Origin of the sequence: Streptomyces sp. NPDC007983 (assembly GCF_042958345.1) — a bacterium.
GTDB lineage: Bacteria > Actinomycetota > Actinomycetes > Streptomycetales > Streptomycetaceae > Streptomyces.
The window spans coordinates 20,238-35,258 of the sequence record NZ_JBIBJI010000017.1 but is presented as its reverse complement, the minus strand read 5'-3'; the positions used below and the strand labels follow the sequence as shown (position 1 = coordinate 35,258).

Annotated in this window: 13 protein-coding genes and 2 pseudogenes; 4 read left to right on the top strand and 11 right to left on the bottom strand. The window is 71.3% G+C overall.

Annotation, left to right across the window (positions count from 1 at the left end; translation table 11 throughout):
* Positions 1–25 precede the first annotated feature (25 nt).
* From ACFZCY_RS35675 to ACFZCY_RS35635, 9 genes are all read right to left on the bottom strand, one after another.
* Entirely contained in the window at positions 26–1,222 is a 1,197-nt protein-coding gene (locus ACFZCY_RS35675; RefSeq protein WP_391182984.1) for a CoA transferase, read from the bottom strand.
* Complete coding sequence (locus ACFZCY_RS35670; protein ID WP_391182981.1) at positions 1,197–2,393, bottom strand: acetyl-CoA C-acetyltransferase; 1,197 nt, start codon at positions 2,391–2,393, stop codon at positions 1,197–1,199. Before ACFZCY_RS35670 ends, ACFZCY_RS35675 begins: the two co-directional genes overlap by 26 nt.
* The gene (locus tag ACFZCY_RS35665; protein WP_391182978.1) at positions 2,390–3,217 is read right to left on the bottom strand and encodes an enoyl-CoA hydratase-related protein; all 828 of its coding nucleotides are present in this window, start codon (positions 3,215–3,217) and stop codon (positions 2,390–2,392) included. Before ACFZCY_RS35665 ends, ACFZCY_RS35670 begins: the two co-directional genes overlap by 4 nt.
* Positions 3,214–4,140: an aldolase/citrate lyase family protein gene (locus ACFZCY_RS35660; protein WP_391182976.1), complete on the bottom strand. Its 927-nt coding sequence runs from the start codon at positions 4,138–4,140 to the stop codon at positions 3,214–3,216. Before ACFZCY_RS35660 ends, ACFZCY_RS35665 begins: the two co-directional genes overlap by 4 nt.
* Positions 4,137–4,991 carry a MaoC family dehydratase N-terminal domain-containing protein gene (locus ACFZCY_RS35655; protein ID WP_391182973.1) on the bottom strand — a complete coding sequence of 285 codons (855 nt, stop codon included), beginning with the start codon at positions 4,989–4,991 and terminating at the stop codon, positions 4,137–4,139. Before ACFZCY_RS35655 ends, ACFZCY_RS35660 begins: the two co-directional genes overlap by 4 nt.
* Positions 4,988–6,364 (bottom strand): D-galactonate transporter, encoded by a 1,377-nt coding sequence (locus tag ACFZCY_RS35650; protein WP_391182970.1) that lies wholly within the window; start codon positions 6,362–6,364, stop codon positions 4,988–4,990. The genes ACFZCY_RS35655 and ACFZCY_RS35650 overlap by 4 nt, the downstream gene beginning before the upstream one ends.
* 291 nt (positions 6,365–6,655) lie before the next feature.
* Positions 6,656–7,405 (bottom strand): 3-oxoacyl-ACP reductase FabG, encoded by a 750-nt coding sequence (gene fabG / locus ACFZCY_RS35645; protein ID WP_391182968.1) that lies wholly within the window; start codon positions 7,403–7,405, stop codon positions 6,656–6,658.
* Between the two features lie 22 nt (positions 7,406–7,427).
* Complete coding sequence (locus ACFZCY_RS35640; RefSeq protein ID WP_391182965.1) at positions 7,428–8,285, bottom strand: MaoC/PaaZ C-terminal domain-containing protein; 858 nt, start codon at positions 8,283–8,285, stop codon at positions 7,428–7,430.
* Positions 8,282–10,408 carry an acetate--CoA ligase family protein gene (locus tag ACFZCY_RS35635; RefSeq protein WP_391182962.1) on the bottom strand — a complete coding sequence of 709 codons (2,127 nt, stop codon included), beginning with the start codon at positions 10,406–10,408 and terminating at the stop codon, positions 8,282–8,284. The genes ACFZCY_RS35640 and ACFZCY_RS35635 overlap by 4 nt, the downstream gene beginning before the upstream one ends.
* Before the next feature lie 119 nt (positions 10,409–10,527).
* Here ACFZCY_RS35635 and ACFZCY_RS35630 point away from each other — a divergent pair, with 119 nt between their 5' ends.
* The 4 genes and pseudogenes from ACFZCY_RS35630 to ACFZCY_RS35615 all read left to right on the top strand — a co-directional run bounded on the left by ACFZCY_RS35630 (position 10,528) and on the right by ACFZCY_RS35615 (position 13,097).
* The gene (locus tag ACFZCY_RS35630; RefSeq protein ID WP_391182960.1) at positions 10,528–11,433 is read left to right on the top strand and encodes a LysR substrate-binding domain-containing protein; all 906 of its coding nucleotides are present in this window, start codon (positions 10,528–10,530) and stop codon (positions 11,431–11,433) included.
* 120 nt (positions 11,434–11,553) lie between these two features.
* A pseudogene (locus ACFZCY_RS35625) lies at positions 11,554–11,875 on the top strand (transposase family protein); the annotation flags it as partial.
* Between the two features lie 64 nt (positions 11,876–11,939).
* A pseudogene (locus tag ACFZCY_RS35620) lies at positions 11,940–12,056 on the top strand (transporter); the annotation flags it as partial.
* Between the two features lie 318 nt (positions 12,057–12,374).
* Positions 12,375–13,097 carry a helix-turn-helix domain-containing protein gene (locus ACFZCY_RS35615; RefSeq protein WP_391182956.1) on the top strand — a complete coding sequence of 241 codons (723 nt, stop codon included), beginning with the start codon at positions 12,375–12,377 and terminating at the stop codon, positions 13,095–13,097.
* Here the strand turns inward: ACFZCY_RS35615 and ACFZCY_RS35610 are convergent.
* Positions 13,084–13,458, bottom strand: coding sequence for a DUF2255 family protein (locus ACFZCY_RS35610; protein ID WP_391182953.1), 375 nt, complete (start codon positions 13,456–13,458; stop codon positions 13,084–13,086). The genes ACFZCY_RS35615 and ACFZCY_RS35610 overlap by 14 nt on opposite strands.
* A complete protein-coding gene (locus tag ACFZCY_RS35605; RefSeq protein WP_391182950.1) occupies positions 13,455–14,924 on the bottom strand; it encodes an MFS transporter in 1,470 nt (489 codons plus the stop codon). The genes ACFZCY_RS35610 and ACFZCY_RS35605 overlap by 4 nt, the downstream gene beginning before the upstream one ends.
* Positions 14,925–15,021: the final 97 nt, after the last annotated feature.

The following is a 15,021-nucleotide window of genomic DNA, read 5'->3' as shown; positions in this document are numbered from 1 at the left end:
TCATTATCGGGTGCTGTCCCGCCCGTCAGCCGCTGACCGGCTGCGGAACGGGGCTGTGGAGGGTATCGGTGTCCGCACCGAGCCGGGGTGCCGGAGCGGCCGCCGGTGCCGGGTCACCGGAGAACACCAGCGGTGAGCCGGGAGCCAGCAGCGTGCCGATGCCCGGCTGGTCGATCCATGAGAACAGCGGGTTCTGCGTCGAGCAGCGTGGGTCCTCTTCGACGAGCTGGCGGAATGTCTGGTACGGGCCCCACAGCACCCCGGAGCCGTGAAACACCGCGCGCACCTCGGCCAGCGTCCTTGCCGCGAACCATGGTTCGAGCACCGCCGCGATGGCGTGCCGGGCGGCGTACCGGCCGCCCTCCGTCGTCAGGTCCACGTCCATCAGCGGACCGGTCATCTCCAGCTTCTCGGTGAGCCCGGTGGCCCGGCCCAGGGCGCGGAACTGCCGGGTGGTGATGGCCACGACCATGACCGAGCGTGCGTCGGCGGTGCTGAAGTCGCGTCCAAAGGCGCCGTAGAGGCTGTTGCCGATCGGCTCCCGGGACGCGCCGTTGATCTGCACGTCGGCGACGTAGCCCAGGTTGCCGACGGTGGCGAGCATGACATCGGACAGGGCGAGGGTGACTTCCTGGCCGTGTCCGGTCGCCTGGCGTCTGCGCTCGGCGGCCAGCAGACCGACCGTCAGGTAAAGTCCCGCGGCCACGTCCCAGGCCGGCAGTACGTGGTTGACCGGTTCCGGGCCGGTGCCAGTCGCGTGCGGGAAGCCGCTGGCGCAGTTGACGGAGTAGTCCACGGCAGGGGAGCCGTCGGGGTTGCCCAGCAGGCGCATCATGATCAGGTCGGGTCGTCGCGCGGAGAGCTGTTCGTAGTCGAGCCAGCCACGGGCGGGCAAGTTGGTGATCAGGATGCCGGCGCCGTCGCCGTCCGCGCAGATGATGTCGGTCGCCGCGCGTTGCCCCTCGGGGGTGTCCAGCGGCAGGGTAACCGACCGTTTGCCCTTGTTGAGGCTGGCCCAGTACAGGCTCTCCCCGTGCTCGGTTTCCGGCCAGCGGTGGTAGTCGATGTTCCCGCCGACGGGATCGATGCGGATCACCTCGGCGCCCAGCTGGGCCAGCGTCATGGAGGCCAAGGGGGCGGCGACGAAGGCCGAGACCTCCACGACGCGCAGCCCGGCCAGCGGACCGCGGCGCTCTTCAGGCGCGTTCGAAGACGGCTGCAATGCCCTGGCCTCCTCCGATGCACATGGTTTCCAGTCCGAACCGGGCGTCACGGCGCTCCAGTTCGTGCAGCAGCGTGGTCATGATGCGTACGCCCGTCGCGCCGACGGGGTGGCCCAGTGAGATCCCGGAACCGTTGACGTTGACCCGCTCCGCGTCGTCGATGCCCCACTCCTCGAGCACCGCGAGGACTTGGCAGGCGAACGCCTCGTTCACCTCGATCAGATCCATGTCCGCCAGAGTCAGTCCGAGGCGCTTCAGTACTCTGGCGGTGGCGGGTACGGGGCCGATGCCCATGCGGGAGGGCTCGCATCCGGCCGCTGCCCAGCCGCTCAGGTAGGCGATCGGGGTCAGGCCCAGCCGCTCCGCCTGCTCCTCGGCAACGATCAGGCAGGCCGCGGCGGCGTCGTTCTGCTGGCAGGCGTTGCCCGCCGTGACGGTCCCGCCGGGCTCGACCGGGCGCAGCCGGGCCAGCTTCTCCGCCGAGGTGTCCGTACGTATTCCCTCGTCGCGGGCGAAGGCGACCGGGTCGCCCTTGCGCTGAGGCACCGTCACCGGGACGACCTCATGTGCGAAGGCGCCCGACTCCCAGGCCGCCGCCGCCCGGCGCTGGCTGCGGACGGCGTAGGCGTCGGCCCGCTCGCGGCTGATTCCGTAGTCGCGGGCCAGGTTCTCGGCGGTTTCGATCATGCCGGAGATCACCCCGAACCGCTCCACCGGCTGGGCGCGTTCCCGTCCCCGGTCGAGCCGGTCGTGGAAGGTGGTGGAGCCGAAGCGTCCGCCCCAGCGCATGTCGGTGGTGTAGTACTCGACGTTGCTCATGCTCTCGACGCCGCCTGCCATGACGACGTCGGCCGCTCCGGACTGCACCATCATCGCCGCGGTGGCGATGGCCTGGAGGCCGCTGCCGCAGCGCCGGTCCAGCTGCATCCCGGCGACCTCGACCGGGAAACCGGCCTCCAGCGCGATCCAGCGGCCGACGCACGGCGTCTCGCTGCTGGCGTAGGACTGCGCAAAGACCACGTCCTCGATCAGGGCCGGGTCGATACCGGCGCGCTCCACGGCCGCCGTCGCGACGGTCGCGCCCAGCTTCTCGACGGGCACCGGGCGCAGGCTGCCGCCGAAGGCGCCGATGGGGGTACGGACGGGGGCCACGATCGCCGCGCGAGTCATGCGGGGGTCTCCTTCTCGATGGTGTTCTCGGACGTCCGGGACGCGGCCAGGAAGTCGGGGGCGCGCTTGGCGAGGAACGCCTGGACGCCCTCGGCGCTTTCGGCGGAGGTGAACGCCTCGTCGCTGGCGGTCAGAGAAGCCTCGATCAACTCCTCCTCGGTAAGGTCGTGCGCGGCGTCGATGACGGACTTGCACAGCGCCATCGACCGGGGCGGACGGCGCAGCAGGACGTCCGCCAGCTCCAGTGCGGTGGCGTGCGCATCGCCGCGTGGCGCGACCCGGTTGACCAGGCCCCAGGCGAGCGCCGTCGCCGCGTCCACCGGCTCGCCCAGCAGTTGCATCTCCTTGGCGCGCCCGGCCCCGATGCGGCGGGCGACCCGGAACGTACCGCCGCTGCCGGGGAAGACGCCGAGTTTGATCTCCGGGGAGCCGATGCCGATGTGCTCCTCGGCGACGATCAGGTCGCAGCAGACCGCGATCTCCAGGCCGCCGCCGAGCGTGTGCCCGTTCAGCGCGGCGATCGTCGGCTTCGGGAAGGACGCCAGCCGTGCGAACAACTCCTGCTGCGGGCGCAGTTTCTTCGCCACCGCCTCGCCCGGAGCGCGCATCGCGGCGAACTCGGGGATGTCCGAGCCCGCGCAGAACGCCCGGTCCCCGGCGCCGGTGAGTACCACCACGCCGACGGACGGGTCGTCCTCCACGGCGTCCAGCGCCTCGGTCAGGCCGCGGGTCATGACCGCGTTCCACACGTGCAGCGGTGGGTTGTCGAAGACGATGGTCGCCACCCGGCCCGTTGTCTCCAGGCGGACGTGTGCGCCGCTCATCGGTCACCTCCATGGTCGGTGGTCACTGCGTGACCCGCGGCGTTCGCCGAGGCCAGCAGGGTGCGCGCGCGGCGCAGGACGGGCGCGTCGACCATCAGGCCGTCGACGCGGATGACACCCGGGCCGCTCCCGTCGCCGTCGGCGGCGTCCCAGGCATCGGTCACCCGGCGCGCCCAGGCGATCTCCGCGTCACCGGGCGCGTACACGGCGTTGACCACAGCGACCTGCGCCGGGTGGACGCACAGGGCGCCGGTGACGCCCAGCTCCCGCGCCTCCCGGGCGGCGTCCGCCAGTGCCTCGGGACGGTCCAGGACGGCGAGGGACATCGGGAGCGCGAAAGAGCCGATTCCGGCCGCCGAGGCGGCGAGCGCGATCCAGCGGCACGGTTCGGTCAGCAGGAACGGTGTCGGCGCCACACCCAGTGCCGATGAGAAGTCCTCGCTGCCGAGCGCCAGAGCGCACACCCGCGGTGCCGCCGCCAGGTTGGTCAGCGCGAACAGCGCCGCCGGGGACTCGATCAGCGCGATCAGCCCGACCGAGCCGGCCGGTAGACCGCGTTCCCGCTCCAGGCCGTCGAGGTACGTGGCCACCTCCGTGAGCTGCCCTGGACGCTCGGTCTTGGGCAGCATCACTGCCCGCAGGCCGGGACGGACCGCGGCCCTCAGATCCGTCTCCCAGTTCTCGCGCGTCGAGCCGGCCCGCACCACCAGGTACTGGCCTTCGGCGGCCAGCCGGTCGATGTGGGCAGGCAGCCCCCACCGTGCCGACTCCTTGTCCGACTCCGGTACGGCGTCCTCCAGATCGAGGATCAGCCCGTGGGCACCGCGCAGATGTGCTCTGGACAGCAGCCGCTCGTCATCGGCCGGCACGAACAGCAGCGAGTGCAGGGCCGCGACGTGGGGGGTGTTCGTACGGTGGCTCATGTGACGTCCACCTCCGCGTTCATCACGGTCCGGCCCCGGTCGTCGGTGGCGTACAGGGACGCGCCGGAGGTGGTCGGGGTGCCGTGCAGGGTCAGCTTCCGGCCGTCGAAGGCCGGGCGCAGGCCGCGGAACCGGAAACCGGTGACGCGGGCGCCGGGCCGCTGCCGTACGCAGAGGTCGAGCAGCAGTGTCGCCGTCAGCGGTCCGTGGACGACCAGTCCGGGGTAGCCCTCCTCCTGCTGGGCGTAGGTGCGGTCGTAGTGGATGCGGTGTGCGTTGAAGGTCAGCGCCGAGTAGCGGAACAGCATGACCGGATCCGGGACGAGGGCGCGCTGCCACGTACCGGGCGCCGGCGGCTCCTCCTCGGGTTGCTCGTGTGCGCCGCCGGACGCCGCCGGGGCCTGGCCGGGGGCGGCGCGGTAGACGATGTCCTGCCGCTCGGTGAGGACGAGGACGCCCTCCTGCCGCAGTTCGTGGTCGACGGTGACGAAGACCAGTGGCCCGCTGCGCCCCTCGCGCTCCCGTACGTCCGCGATCACCGAGGTGCGGTGGACCGGAACGCCGGTGCGCAGCGGCTCGGAGAAACGCAGGTCGCCGCCGGCCCACATCCGGCGGGGCAGCCGGACGGGTGGCAGGAAGCCGCCGCGCCGGGGGTGCCCGTCGGGGCCGAGATCGCTGTGCGGAGTGCGGGGCAGGAAGCAGAGCCAGTGGGCGAGGGGCGGCGCGGCGTCCGGACCGTCCGGGACACGGTCCAGGACGGCGCTCAGCCCGAGGGCGGTGTCCGCGCTCAGCGTGTCCTCGGCCTCCTCGCGCCGGCCGGTCCAGGAGGCGTAATCGCTCAGGTCCGTCACGGGGTGGCCTCCTTCAGCTGGATGCGCTCGATGCGGCCGACGACCAGTAGGAAGGACAGCGCCGCGGCCAGGCCGGAGGCGCCGACGAAGTACAGCGCGCCGTCGAAGGATCCGGTGATGTCGACGACGTAGCCGATGACGATCGGGGTGGTGATGCCCGCCAGATTGGCCAGGGCGTTGAACAGGCCGCCGGAGAGCCCCGCGGCCTCCTTCGGGGAGGTGTCCGAGACGACGGTCCAGCCGAGGCTGCCCAGCCCCTTGCCGAAGAACGCGATCGCCATCACGACGATGACCACGGTCTTACTCGAGGTCCAGGCGCACGCGATGATGCAGGTGGACAGGGCCAGACCGGCGACGATCGGGATCTTGCGGGCCGCGGTCACCGACCTGCCCCGGCGCAGCAGCGCGTCGGAGAGCAGACCCCCCAGGATGCCGCCGATGAAGCCGAACAGCGCCGGGATGGACGCGGTGAAGCCCGCCTCGAGCAGCGGCATGCCGAGTTCCTTGATCAGGTAGATCGGGAACCACGTGAGGAAGAAGTAGACCAACGTGGCGATGAAGAACTGGCCCATGTAGAGGCCGATCATCATCCGGCTGCTGAGGAGCTGCCGGACCACGGACCAGGTGTTGACCCCGGTCTTGGTGCCGACCGAAGCGGCCTCCTCGATGTCGACGAGCGCGCCGCCCTCGACGAGGTGGTCCAGTTCGGCCTGGTTGACGCGCGGGTGCGCACGGGGCTGGCGGTAGGCCATCCACCACCAGACGCTGAGGACGATGCCGATGCCACCCATCACGAAGTACGCCGAGGGCCAGCCCCAGCCGTGGGTGAGCCACGCCATGAAGGGGGTGAAGATGACAGGCGCCGCGTACTGCGAGGAGTTGAAGATCGCCGAGGCGGTGCCGCGTTCGGCAGCGGGGAACCAGGTTGCCACGACCCGGCCGTTGGTGGGGTACGCCGGTCCCTCGGCCATACCCACCGCGAGCCGCAGGACGAACAGCGCGATCATCGCCGAGGCGATGCCGAACAGCGGGACCACGCCCTGGAACAGTGTGGCCAGCGACCACAGGAAGATACTGCCCGCGTACACCTTGCGGGCGCCCCACTTGTCCACGATCCAGCCGCCGGGCAGCTGGGCCAGCATGTAGGCCCAGGAGAAGGCGGAGAACAGGTAGCCGAGCGTGACGTCGCTGATCCCGATGTCGCCCTGGATCTCCGTACCGGTGATCGACAGGATGGCGCGGTCGGCGTTGTTGAGCGTGGAGACCACGAACAGCAGGGCGACGATCAGGAAGCGGACTCTGCTGCGGCCGGGGGACGGCGAGGAGCCGGCGGGACGTACTGCCCCGGCGACGGCTTCACGGGAAGCGGTCATGGGATATCTCCGTTGACATCTGTGGGCAAGCCTGGGGAGTCGGCACATCGCGTGCATCGCGTGCATCGGGGGCAGGTGGAAGCGGTGAGACCTGCGGATGTGCGCGGGCGGACTTGAGCTGTGCGGGCGGCCCGGGGGATGCGGGGCCGCCGGGGCGGCCGGAGCGGTGGGGCCGCGCGGGGGCCGTCGGGCGGGATCGTCTGCCGTTGGGCCGGCGGGTGCAGCGGGGAGCGGAGTACGGATTCGGGCCGCTGCGGGGGCGGCGGGCCGGTGCGGGCCGAGCCGGACCGGTCAGCCGAAGCGGCCGCCGGTCACATGCAGCGTCTCGCCGGTGATGAACGAGGCGCGCTCCGAGGCGAGGAACGCCACCGCGTCCGCGATGTCCGAGGGCTGCCCGGTGCGGCGCAGCGGCTGGGCGGCGACGGCCTTCTCCCGGATCTTCTCGTAGTGGTCCAGGGAGCGGACGGCCTCGGTCTCCATGAAGCCCGGGGCGACGGCGTTGACGGTGATGCCGTAGCGCCCCTGCTCCGCGGCGAGCGCGCGGGTGAAGCCGAGGATGCCGGCCTTGGCGCTGGAGTAGTTCGCCTGGCCCGGGTTGCCCAGGTAGCTGCGTGAGGAGATGTTGACCACCCGTCCCCAGCGCTGCTCGATCAGGTGTGGCATGACGGCCCGGGTGACCAGGAACGATCCCTTGAGGATCACCTCGATCACCGAGTCCCAGTCGGTGTCCGTCATCTTCGTGAGCAGCGTGTCGCGGGGGAAGCCGGCGTTGTTGACGAGGATGTGCACCCCGCCGAACTCCTCGGTGGCGGCTGCCACCAGGCCGTCCACGTCCGTGCCGGAGGTGATGTCCGCGCGCACGGCGATCGCGCGGTGGCCGTCTCCGGCCAGTTCCTTCGCGGTCGCCTCCGCGCTCTGTCCGTCGATGTCGGTGACGACGACGCGGGCGCCTTCCCGAGCCAGGCGGCGGGCGGTCGCGGCGCCCAGTCCCCGGGCCGAGCCGGTGACGATCGCGGTCTTGTCCTTGAGTTCCAGATCCATGATGCGGCTCCTGCGTGTGAGGTCAGATCAGGTCGGCGCGGCCGGCGTCCAGGACGACTGCGCCGCGCTCGATCGCGGTGGTGCGGAAGGACACGATGTCGCCATCGGCCCAGGACTCGGTCCGCAGCGTCTCCCCGGGGAAGACGGGGGCGGTGAAGCGGACCCGCAGCCGGCGCAGCCTGGACTCGTCCCAGCCCAGGGCACCGGCCAGCAGCGTGTGCACGGCCACGCCGAAGGTGCACAGTCCGTGCAGGATCGGCCGCTCGAACCCGGCCGCCCGCGCGGTCGCGGGGTCGGCGTGCACCGGGTTGGTGTCGCCGTTCAGCCGGTAGAGCAGCGCCGCCTGCGGCAGCGTCGGCAGGTCGTGCACCGTGTCCGGCGCCCGGTCGGGCATCCGGTGCGGCGGGGGAGCGGTGTCCATCGTGCTGCCGCAGCCGCCGTCCCCGCGCAACAGGCTGACCTGGCCCACCTCGGCCAGGAGCCGCCCGCCGGCGGCGTCCAGCACCTGCCGCTCCTGGTAGAGCAGCGCGCCCTTGTCCACGCCCTTGTCCACCACGCCGGTGACCCGGGTGTGGCCCACGACCTCGCCCTCGGGCGCCAGTGGTGCGTGCAGCGTCAGCGACTGCTCGACGTGCAGCAGCCGCCGCCAGTCGATGCCGGTGTCCGGCTCGCGGGCCCAGAAGCCGGCGTAACCGAGGACATTCGGCATGGTGGGGAACGCGCGCTGACCCTCCTCGTAGACGTATGCCAGCTGACGGGCATCCAGCGGATCCGCACCGAGCCCGAGGCTCAGGGCGTAGAGGCGGGAGTCCTGGGCGGTGTACCGCTGCGGGACCGGCGTGAACTCCCGCCGCAGCAGGGCGTGCGGGTCCATCGTCATGACGTCCCCTCCCGCGGCACCACCAGGGCGTCCAGCGCCAGCACGCCCTGGCCAGCCTCGCGGACGATCACCGGGTTCAGCTCCAGCGTCTCGATCCGGTCGGCGTTGGCGACGGCGAAGGCGGAGACGGTGACCAGCAGGTCGGCGACGGCGTCCACATCGGCCTCGGGCAGACCGCGGAAGCCGGTCAGCAGGGCGTGCCCGCGGGTTTCGGCGATCATCCGCAGCGCCTCGTCCCGGTCGACGGCGCCGACCCGGGTGGCGACGTCGCGGAACAGCTCGGCCTGCACCCCGCCGGTACCGAACATCACCACCGGGCCGAAGACCGGATCGCGCCGCGCGCCCACGATGATCTCGGCCCCGCGAGGCGCGGTCGGCGAGACGAGCACCCCCTCCACTTTGGCGTCGGGCCGGGCCGCGGCGGCGCGCGCGGTGAGCGCGGTGAACTCCGCCGCGGCGGTCTCCGCGTCCGTGACGCCGAGCACCACGCCGCCGATTTCCGTCTTGTGCGGGATGTCAGGGGAAACGATCTTCATGACAGCCGGAAAGCCAGTCTCTGCCGCGGCCTCGGCGGCCTCCGCGGCCGACGTCACCACCCGGGACGCGGGGAACGGCACGCCCACCGAGCCCAGCAGCTCCTGCGCGGCGGCCTCGGACAGCGGTCCGTCCGGCAGCTCGCGGCGCAGCGCGTCCGTGCCGCCGGGCGCGGGCAGCGGGCGCTCGAACCCCTCCCGCAGTCGGGCGAGCCCGTCGAGCGCGGCGACGGCCCGCTCGGAGTCGTCGTAGACGAGGAAGCCGGCATCCTCGTAGGACCGCACCACCTCGGGGCGCGCCTCCATGCACAGGACGGTCGGCCGGTCCATGAAGTCGGAGGTGCCCTTGCGGATGGCCTCCTTGATGCCCTCGCCGTAGGTGGGGGAGTCCGGCAGCATCGTGAACGAGCCGATCACACTGTCGTAGTCGCCCTGGGCGTACATGACCCCGAAGGTGTCGGTGATCAGACTCATGTCGTTGAGCCAGCCGGCCGTGGTGTCGCACGGGTTGTCGTCGCTGCCCATCGGGTTGATCGCGCGCAGCCGGGCGCGGGCCTCCTCGGGCAGCCCGGCGACATCGAGCCCGTAGCGCTCGGCCGCGTCGCACAGTTGCACGCCGAAGCCGCCGGAGACGGTGACGATGCCCACCCGGCGTCCGGCCGGCAATACGCCCCGGCTGCACGCGTAGGCCAGGTCGACCTGCTCCTGGGTGGTCCGGGCACGGTGCACACCGTACTGGCGGAAGAGCGCGTCGTAGACGGTGTCGCTGCCCACCAGGGAGGCGGTGTGCGACTGCGCGGCGGCGGCACCGGTGTCGGAGGCGCCGACCTTCATGAAGACCACCGGCTTGCGCCGTTCGTGCGCCACCGCCAGCGCGGTGCGCAGCCGCCCAGCGTCCCGCACACCCTCGGCGTAGGCGAGGATCACCGAGACGTCGTCCTGCAGGGCGAGCCAGTGGACGCACTCGGCGACGTCGGTGCCCGCCTCGTTGCCGGTGGACACCCAGTAGCCGATGTCGACGTTGCGGCGGCGGCACAGATAAGCCAGGTGACCGCCGTAGGCGCCGCTCTGGCTGACCACCGCGACGCCGCCGCCGGTGGGGATCTCCTCGTCGAAGGCACTGCTGAAGGTGCCGACGAAACCGCTGGCCGCGTGCAGCAGACCCAGGCAGTTGGGGCCGAACAGCCGCAGATTCCCGCGCCGCGCGATATCGGCCAGCTCCTCCTGGAGCGCCTGGCCGTCCTCGCCGGTCTCCGCGAAGCCGGCCGCGTAGATGACCGCGGCACCCACGCCCTTCGTCACGCAGTCCGTCATCGCCTGCTTGAGCAGACCCGAGGGGAGGCCGATCAGCACCATGTCCGGAACCTCGGGCACCGCGTCCAGCGACGGGTAGGCGTCCAGTCCCTGCACCGTCGCCCGCTTGTGGTTGACCGGGTAGACGGCGCCCTGGTAACCAGCGCGGAGCAGGTAGTGCAGTGCCCGGCCGGAGATCCTGCTGGGGTCGTCCGAAGCGCCGAGCACGGCGACCGAACGTGGGCGGAATGCCTGCTCGAAGCCCGCTGGTACGGGCGTGGAGGGCACGGCTGACATGGGGCGGCTCCCTTGGTGCTCTGTCAGTGCGTGTGGTGCGAGTCACCATGCCGACCCCGTCACGGCCATACAATCCCCGAGGGTGAATCGCCAATACTTGATACATGTGAGGTATCACCGTGGAGCTGCGGCAGCTCAGACACTTCCTGGCGGTGGCCGAAACACTCAACTTCCGTACGGCGGCCGAGCGTTTGCACATGACACAGCCCCCGCTATCGGTCTCCATCCGCAAACTGGAGGACGAGATCGGCGCCAAGCTCTTCCAGCGCTCCACCCACAGCGTCGAGCTGACCGCGGCCGGCGAGGCCGCCCTGGAGCACGCCCGCGCTGTCATCTTCCACTCGGCGGAACTGGCACGGGTCGCGGAGTCCACCGCCGCGGGGGCCACCGGCAACTTGCGCGTGGGCTTCGTCGGCTCCGCGAAGAACCGGCTGCTGCCGCGGCTGCTCCCCGCCTTCCGCCGCACGTACCCGGGCGTGGCGCTGAAGTTCACCGAGGACACCAACACCGGCCTCATCGACTCCCTGGAACGCCACACGCTGGACGTCTGCATCGTCCGCGTCCCCCTCACCCGGCGCAGCGACCTGCAGTACGTCACCGTCGAGGCCGACCGCTTCGTCCTCGCACTGCCCACCGGACACCGCTTCACCCGCCAGAAGCGAATCACTCTCCAGGACCTCGCGGACGAGCCCTTCATCGACTACACCCAGCACGCCATCCCCGGCCTGCACGCCCTGTCCACGATGCTGTTCCAGCAGGCCGGGGTGACGCCGAAAGTGGCACAGGAGGCCGTGCAGGTCGAGACGGTCCTCTTCCTGGTCGGCAGCGGAATGGGCGTCGCCCTCATCCCTTCCAGCGCCGCCCGCAAAGGCCGCGACGGCGTGGAGTTCCGGGACCTGATCACCACGGGTCCCCAGCCCCCACTTGGCCTCGCGGTCGCCTGGAACCCCCGCTACGAGAGCCAGGCCGGGCTTCGGTTCCGAGAGCTGGCCCAAGAGGTGGGCGCAGCCCAGCCCGGACCGTGAGCCCGCAACGGGCGCCTGTGCGGCGCCCGTTGATCGAGGCGATCCCGCCCACGCACGTTTCACTCCGAATGGCACAGAGACGGCGACTGTGACGGCTGCGGATCTCGCCAGCGTAGCCGGGGGCCGCCCCACGACCTGACCGCAGCCCGCGCCCACCGCATCATCGGATCTGAGAACGCCAGGGTCCCCGTCCTCGCCGACCGCGCCTACACGGCGCCACGGCGCCGGTCCCTGGGGCACTACCGGACGCGAACGGCCACCCGGCGGGAAACTCACCCCGCCCCAGCGCACCGTCAGCCGGGCACTCGCCCAGGCAAGCGATCCGGTCGAGCGCACCATGGCATGGCTGAAGTGCTGGCAGATCTTCCGCAGATCCCGCATCAGCCTCAATCGCATGACCGTCATCGCCAAAGCCGTCCTCACCCTGGAGAGGCAACGCTGAAAACGTTCACTGTTGGTCATGACGCTCGTTCTCTCGGAGACGGTGTGAACCGCCTCGAGCGCAGAACGTTCCGGGCTTCACCCGGAACGTGTCGGACCCGGGTCACCACGGCACGGGTGATCTGGAGGTGCAGCTCCGTACGCCGAGGGACGTGGGGCGGGCCCAGGATCTGTTCCGGGCAGGGCAGTGCTGCTGGGAGTTGGTGGTGTGGCTTCCTGGGCCATCGTTGCTCCGCTTCGCCAGGCGCATGGCCTGTCTCAGGAGACAGGGGGCCATGCGCGCTACCAGGTGTGGCGAACCGCCTCCGAAACCCTCAACGAACGCTGTCCCTGGAGATCAACGAAGCCACCGAATCAAAGCCCAGGCACGCTGACACCGGCCCACCGGCGACCGCGCTCCTGGCACGCCGCTCCCGAAGCGCGGTCACTCGATCCCACTCGGCCTGATCCACAAGCTCCGTTCGTACGGCCGACCGCCTCGCCTTCCTACGCTGGACCTCATGGACAACCGGGCCGACGTCAGAGCATTCCTCAAGTCCCGCCGCGACAAGATCACGCCTGAGCAGGCAGGGCTGCCGGTGTACGGGCGGCGCCGGGTGCTCGGGCTGCGCCGGGGTGAGGTCGCGATGCTGGCCGGGGCGAGCGTCGAGTACTACACGCGTCTGGAGCGCGGCAACCTCGGCGGGGTCTCCGACAGCGTCCTGGACGCCCTGGCCAAGGCCCTGCGCCTGGACGACACCGAGCGCGATCACCTGTACGCCCTGGCCCGCGCGAGCGCCGGCGGTCCGACCTGGGTGCGGCGCCTCCCGAAGAAGGCGGCTGTCCGGCCCGGTGTGCTGCGCATCATCGAGGGCCTGCACGACCAGTCGGCGTACGTGCGCAACAACCGCATGGACCTCCTGGCGGCCAACCCTCTGGCCCGTGCTCTGTACGGGGAGGTGTTGGAGCAGGAGCCGGCCAACACCTGCCGGTTCGCCTTCCTCGACCCGCGGGTCACCCGCCTCTACCCCGAGTGGGAACGTGTGACCCGCGACGCGGTGGGGGCGTTGCGGGTCGAGGTCGCCAAGAACCCCCACGACCGCGAGCTGTCCAACCTGATCGGTGAACTGTCCACCCACAGCGACGCGTTCCGCACCCTGTGGGGCGCGCACGATGTGCACGTCTTCACCGAGGGCACGGAGCGGTTTGCCGGGAAGTGGGCGGGGTGCGTCAGCGGGGGGTGAGTTTGAGGGTGGAGGCGCGGGCACCGTCGGCGGTCATCGGGGGGACGTAGGCGCTGGCGGCGGCGTACTTGGCCCGGTAGGCGCTGTCGATACGGTCGTTGAGCGCCGGGTCGGTGGCCGGGGTGAAGGTGACGTCCTGGTCGATGCTGCCGCAGCGGATGTGCCCGGTGCCGCTGGCCTTCGCGGCGCGGAACCACGCGCCGTCGGGGCCGTTGTAGGAGCGGACGTAGAGGTCGTCGCCGTCGCGGACCACCCAGATGGTGGTCGGCGTGCGCAGCCGGCCATCAGCGCGCTGCGGTTGGATGTGCAGTTCGCCGGTGTGATCAACGGTGTTGAGCTGGTCACTGGTCCAGTGCGTCATCGCAGTGTCTCCTTCTCGCATCGTGCTTCCGGGAGGGGTGAGGCAGGCGGCGGGATGGTCATTGCTGCCCCGTCTCGTGGATCCGCCGCTGTGGGGCGGAGGTGGAGGCTGGCGGCGCCGGCCGCAAGGGTGGCCAAAGCGGCGAGGACGAGGCTGATGCGCAGGCCGGGCAGGAAATGCGACTGGTCGGCGATGAGCGCGCCGAACACGGCGACGGCCATGGCGCCGCCGAGCTGACGGCTGGTGTTGAAGACGCCGCCGGCGGTGCCGGTCTGCTGTGTGGGGACGCTGTCGACGAGCAGGGCGGTGGTCGGGGGCATGGCCAGGGGGCCGCCCATACCGACCGGGAGCATCAGCAGCGCCAGGGCCCACGTCGGCGTCCCGGCCGGGACCAGGGCCAGCAGGAGCAGGCCGCCTGTCATCAGGAACATGCCGCACGTGATCGGTACCCGGGGCCCGTAGCGTTCGGCGGCGCGGGCGGAGAGCGGGTTGATGAACGCGGACAGCACAGTCATCGGCACGAATGCGAGCCCGGTGGCGAGCGCGGACAGTCCGCGCTGCTGCTGGAGGTAGATGCTGAAGACGAACACCATGCCGTAGAAGGCGGCCATGAACGCGAACCCGGCACCGCAGGAGATCACCACGGTCCGTTGGCGCAGCAGCTCCAGCGGCACCATCGGATGCCGGCCGCGGGCCTGGGCGCGGACGAACAGCACGGCCGCCCCGACGGTGAGCAGGGCTGCGGCCCAGACCCGGGGTGCTGTGAAGCCCGCGGAGCCCGCTTCGATCGCGGCGAACGTCAGCGCACCCATCGCGAGGACCGCGCTGGTCTGCCCGGTGACGTCGAAGGGCACCCGACGGCTTGGCGAGCGGGCGGCGAAGGCCAGCAGCACCAGTGCGACGACACCGACGGGCAGGTTGATGAAGAAGATCATCCGCCAGGTGATCAGGCTGGCCGCACCGCCGGCGACCGGCCCGGAGGCCGAGGCGACCGCGCCGCCCACGGCCCACAGCGCCACCGCCCGGCCCCGTTTGACCGGATCGGTGTACGCCTCGCGGATCAGCGCCAGGCTGGTGGGCATCATCGCCGCCGCCCCGGCCCCCTGCACCAGGCGCGCTCCGATCAGCGAAGGCAGGTTGGGGGCCAGCCCGCACGCGGCGGACGCGGCGACGAACACGATCAGGCCCAGGCCGAAGGCGCGGCGCGCGCCGATACGGTCCGACAGGGACCCGGCCGACAGCAACAGGGCGGCGAAGATCAGGGTGTAGCCGTCCACGACCCATTGCAGGCCGGTTATCCCGCCGCCCAGGTCGGTCCGGATGGCGGGCAGGGCGACGTTGACGACCAGGGCGTCCAGGGTGATCACGAAGAAGCCCAGCAGTGCTGCCGCCAGGGCCGAACCGGGATGTCCCCGGTGCCCGGCAGCAACACTGCCGGACGGTGCGTAGGGAGCCGGCAACGACATGAGGTGGAAACTCCAGAATCAGATGGGGGGCGCGCCCGGTTACCGCCGTCCGCCTCGGCCTGCGCCTGTAGCAGTTCGGGGCGGCGGCGGTGGCCGG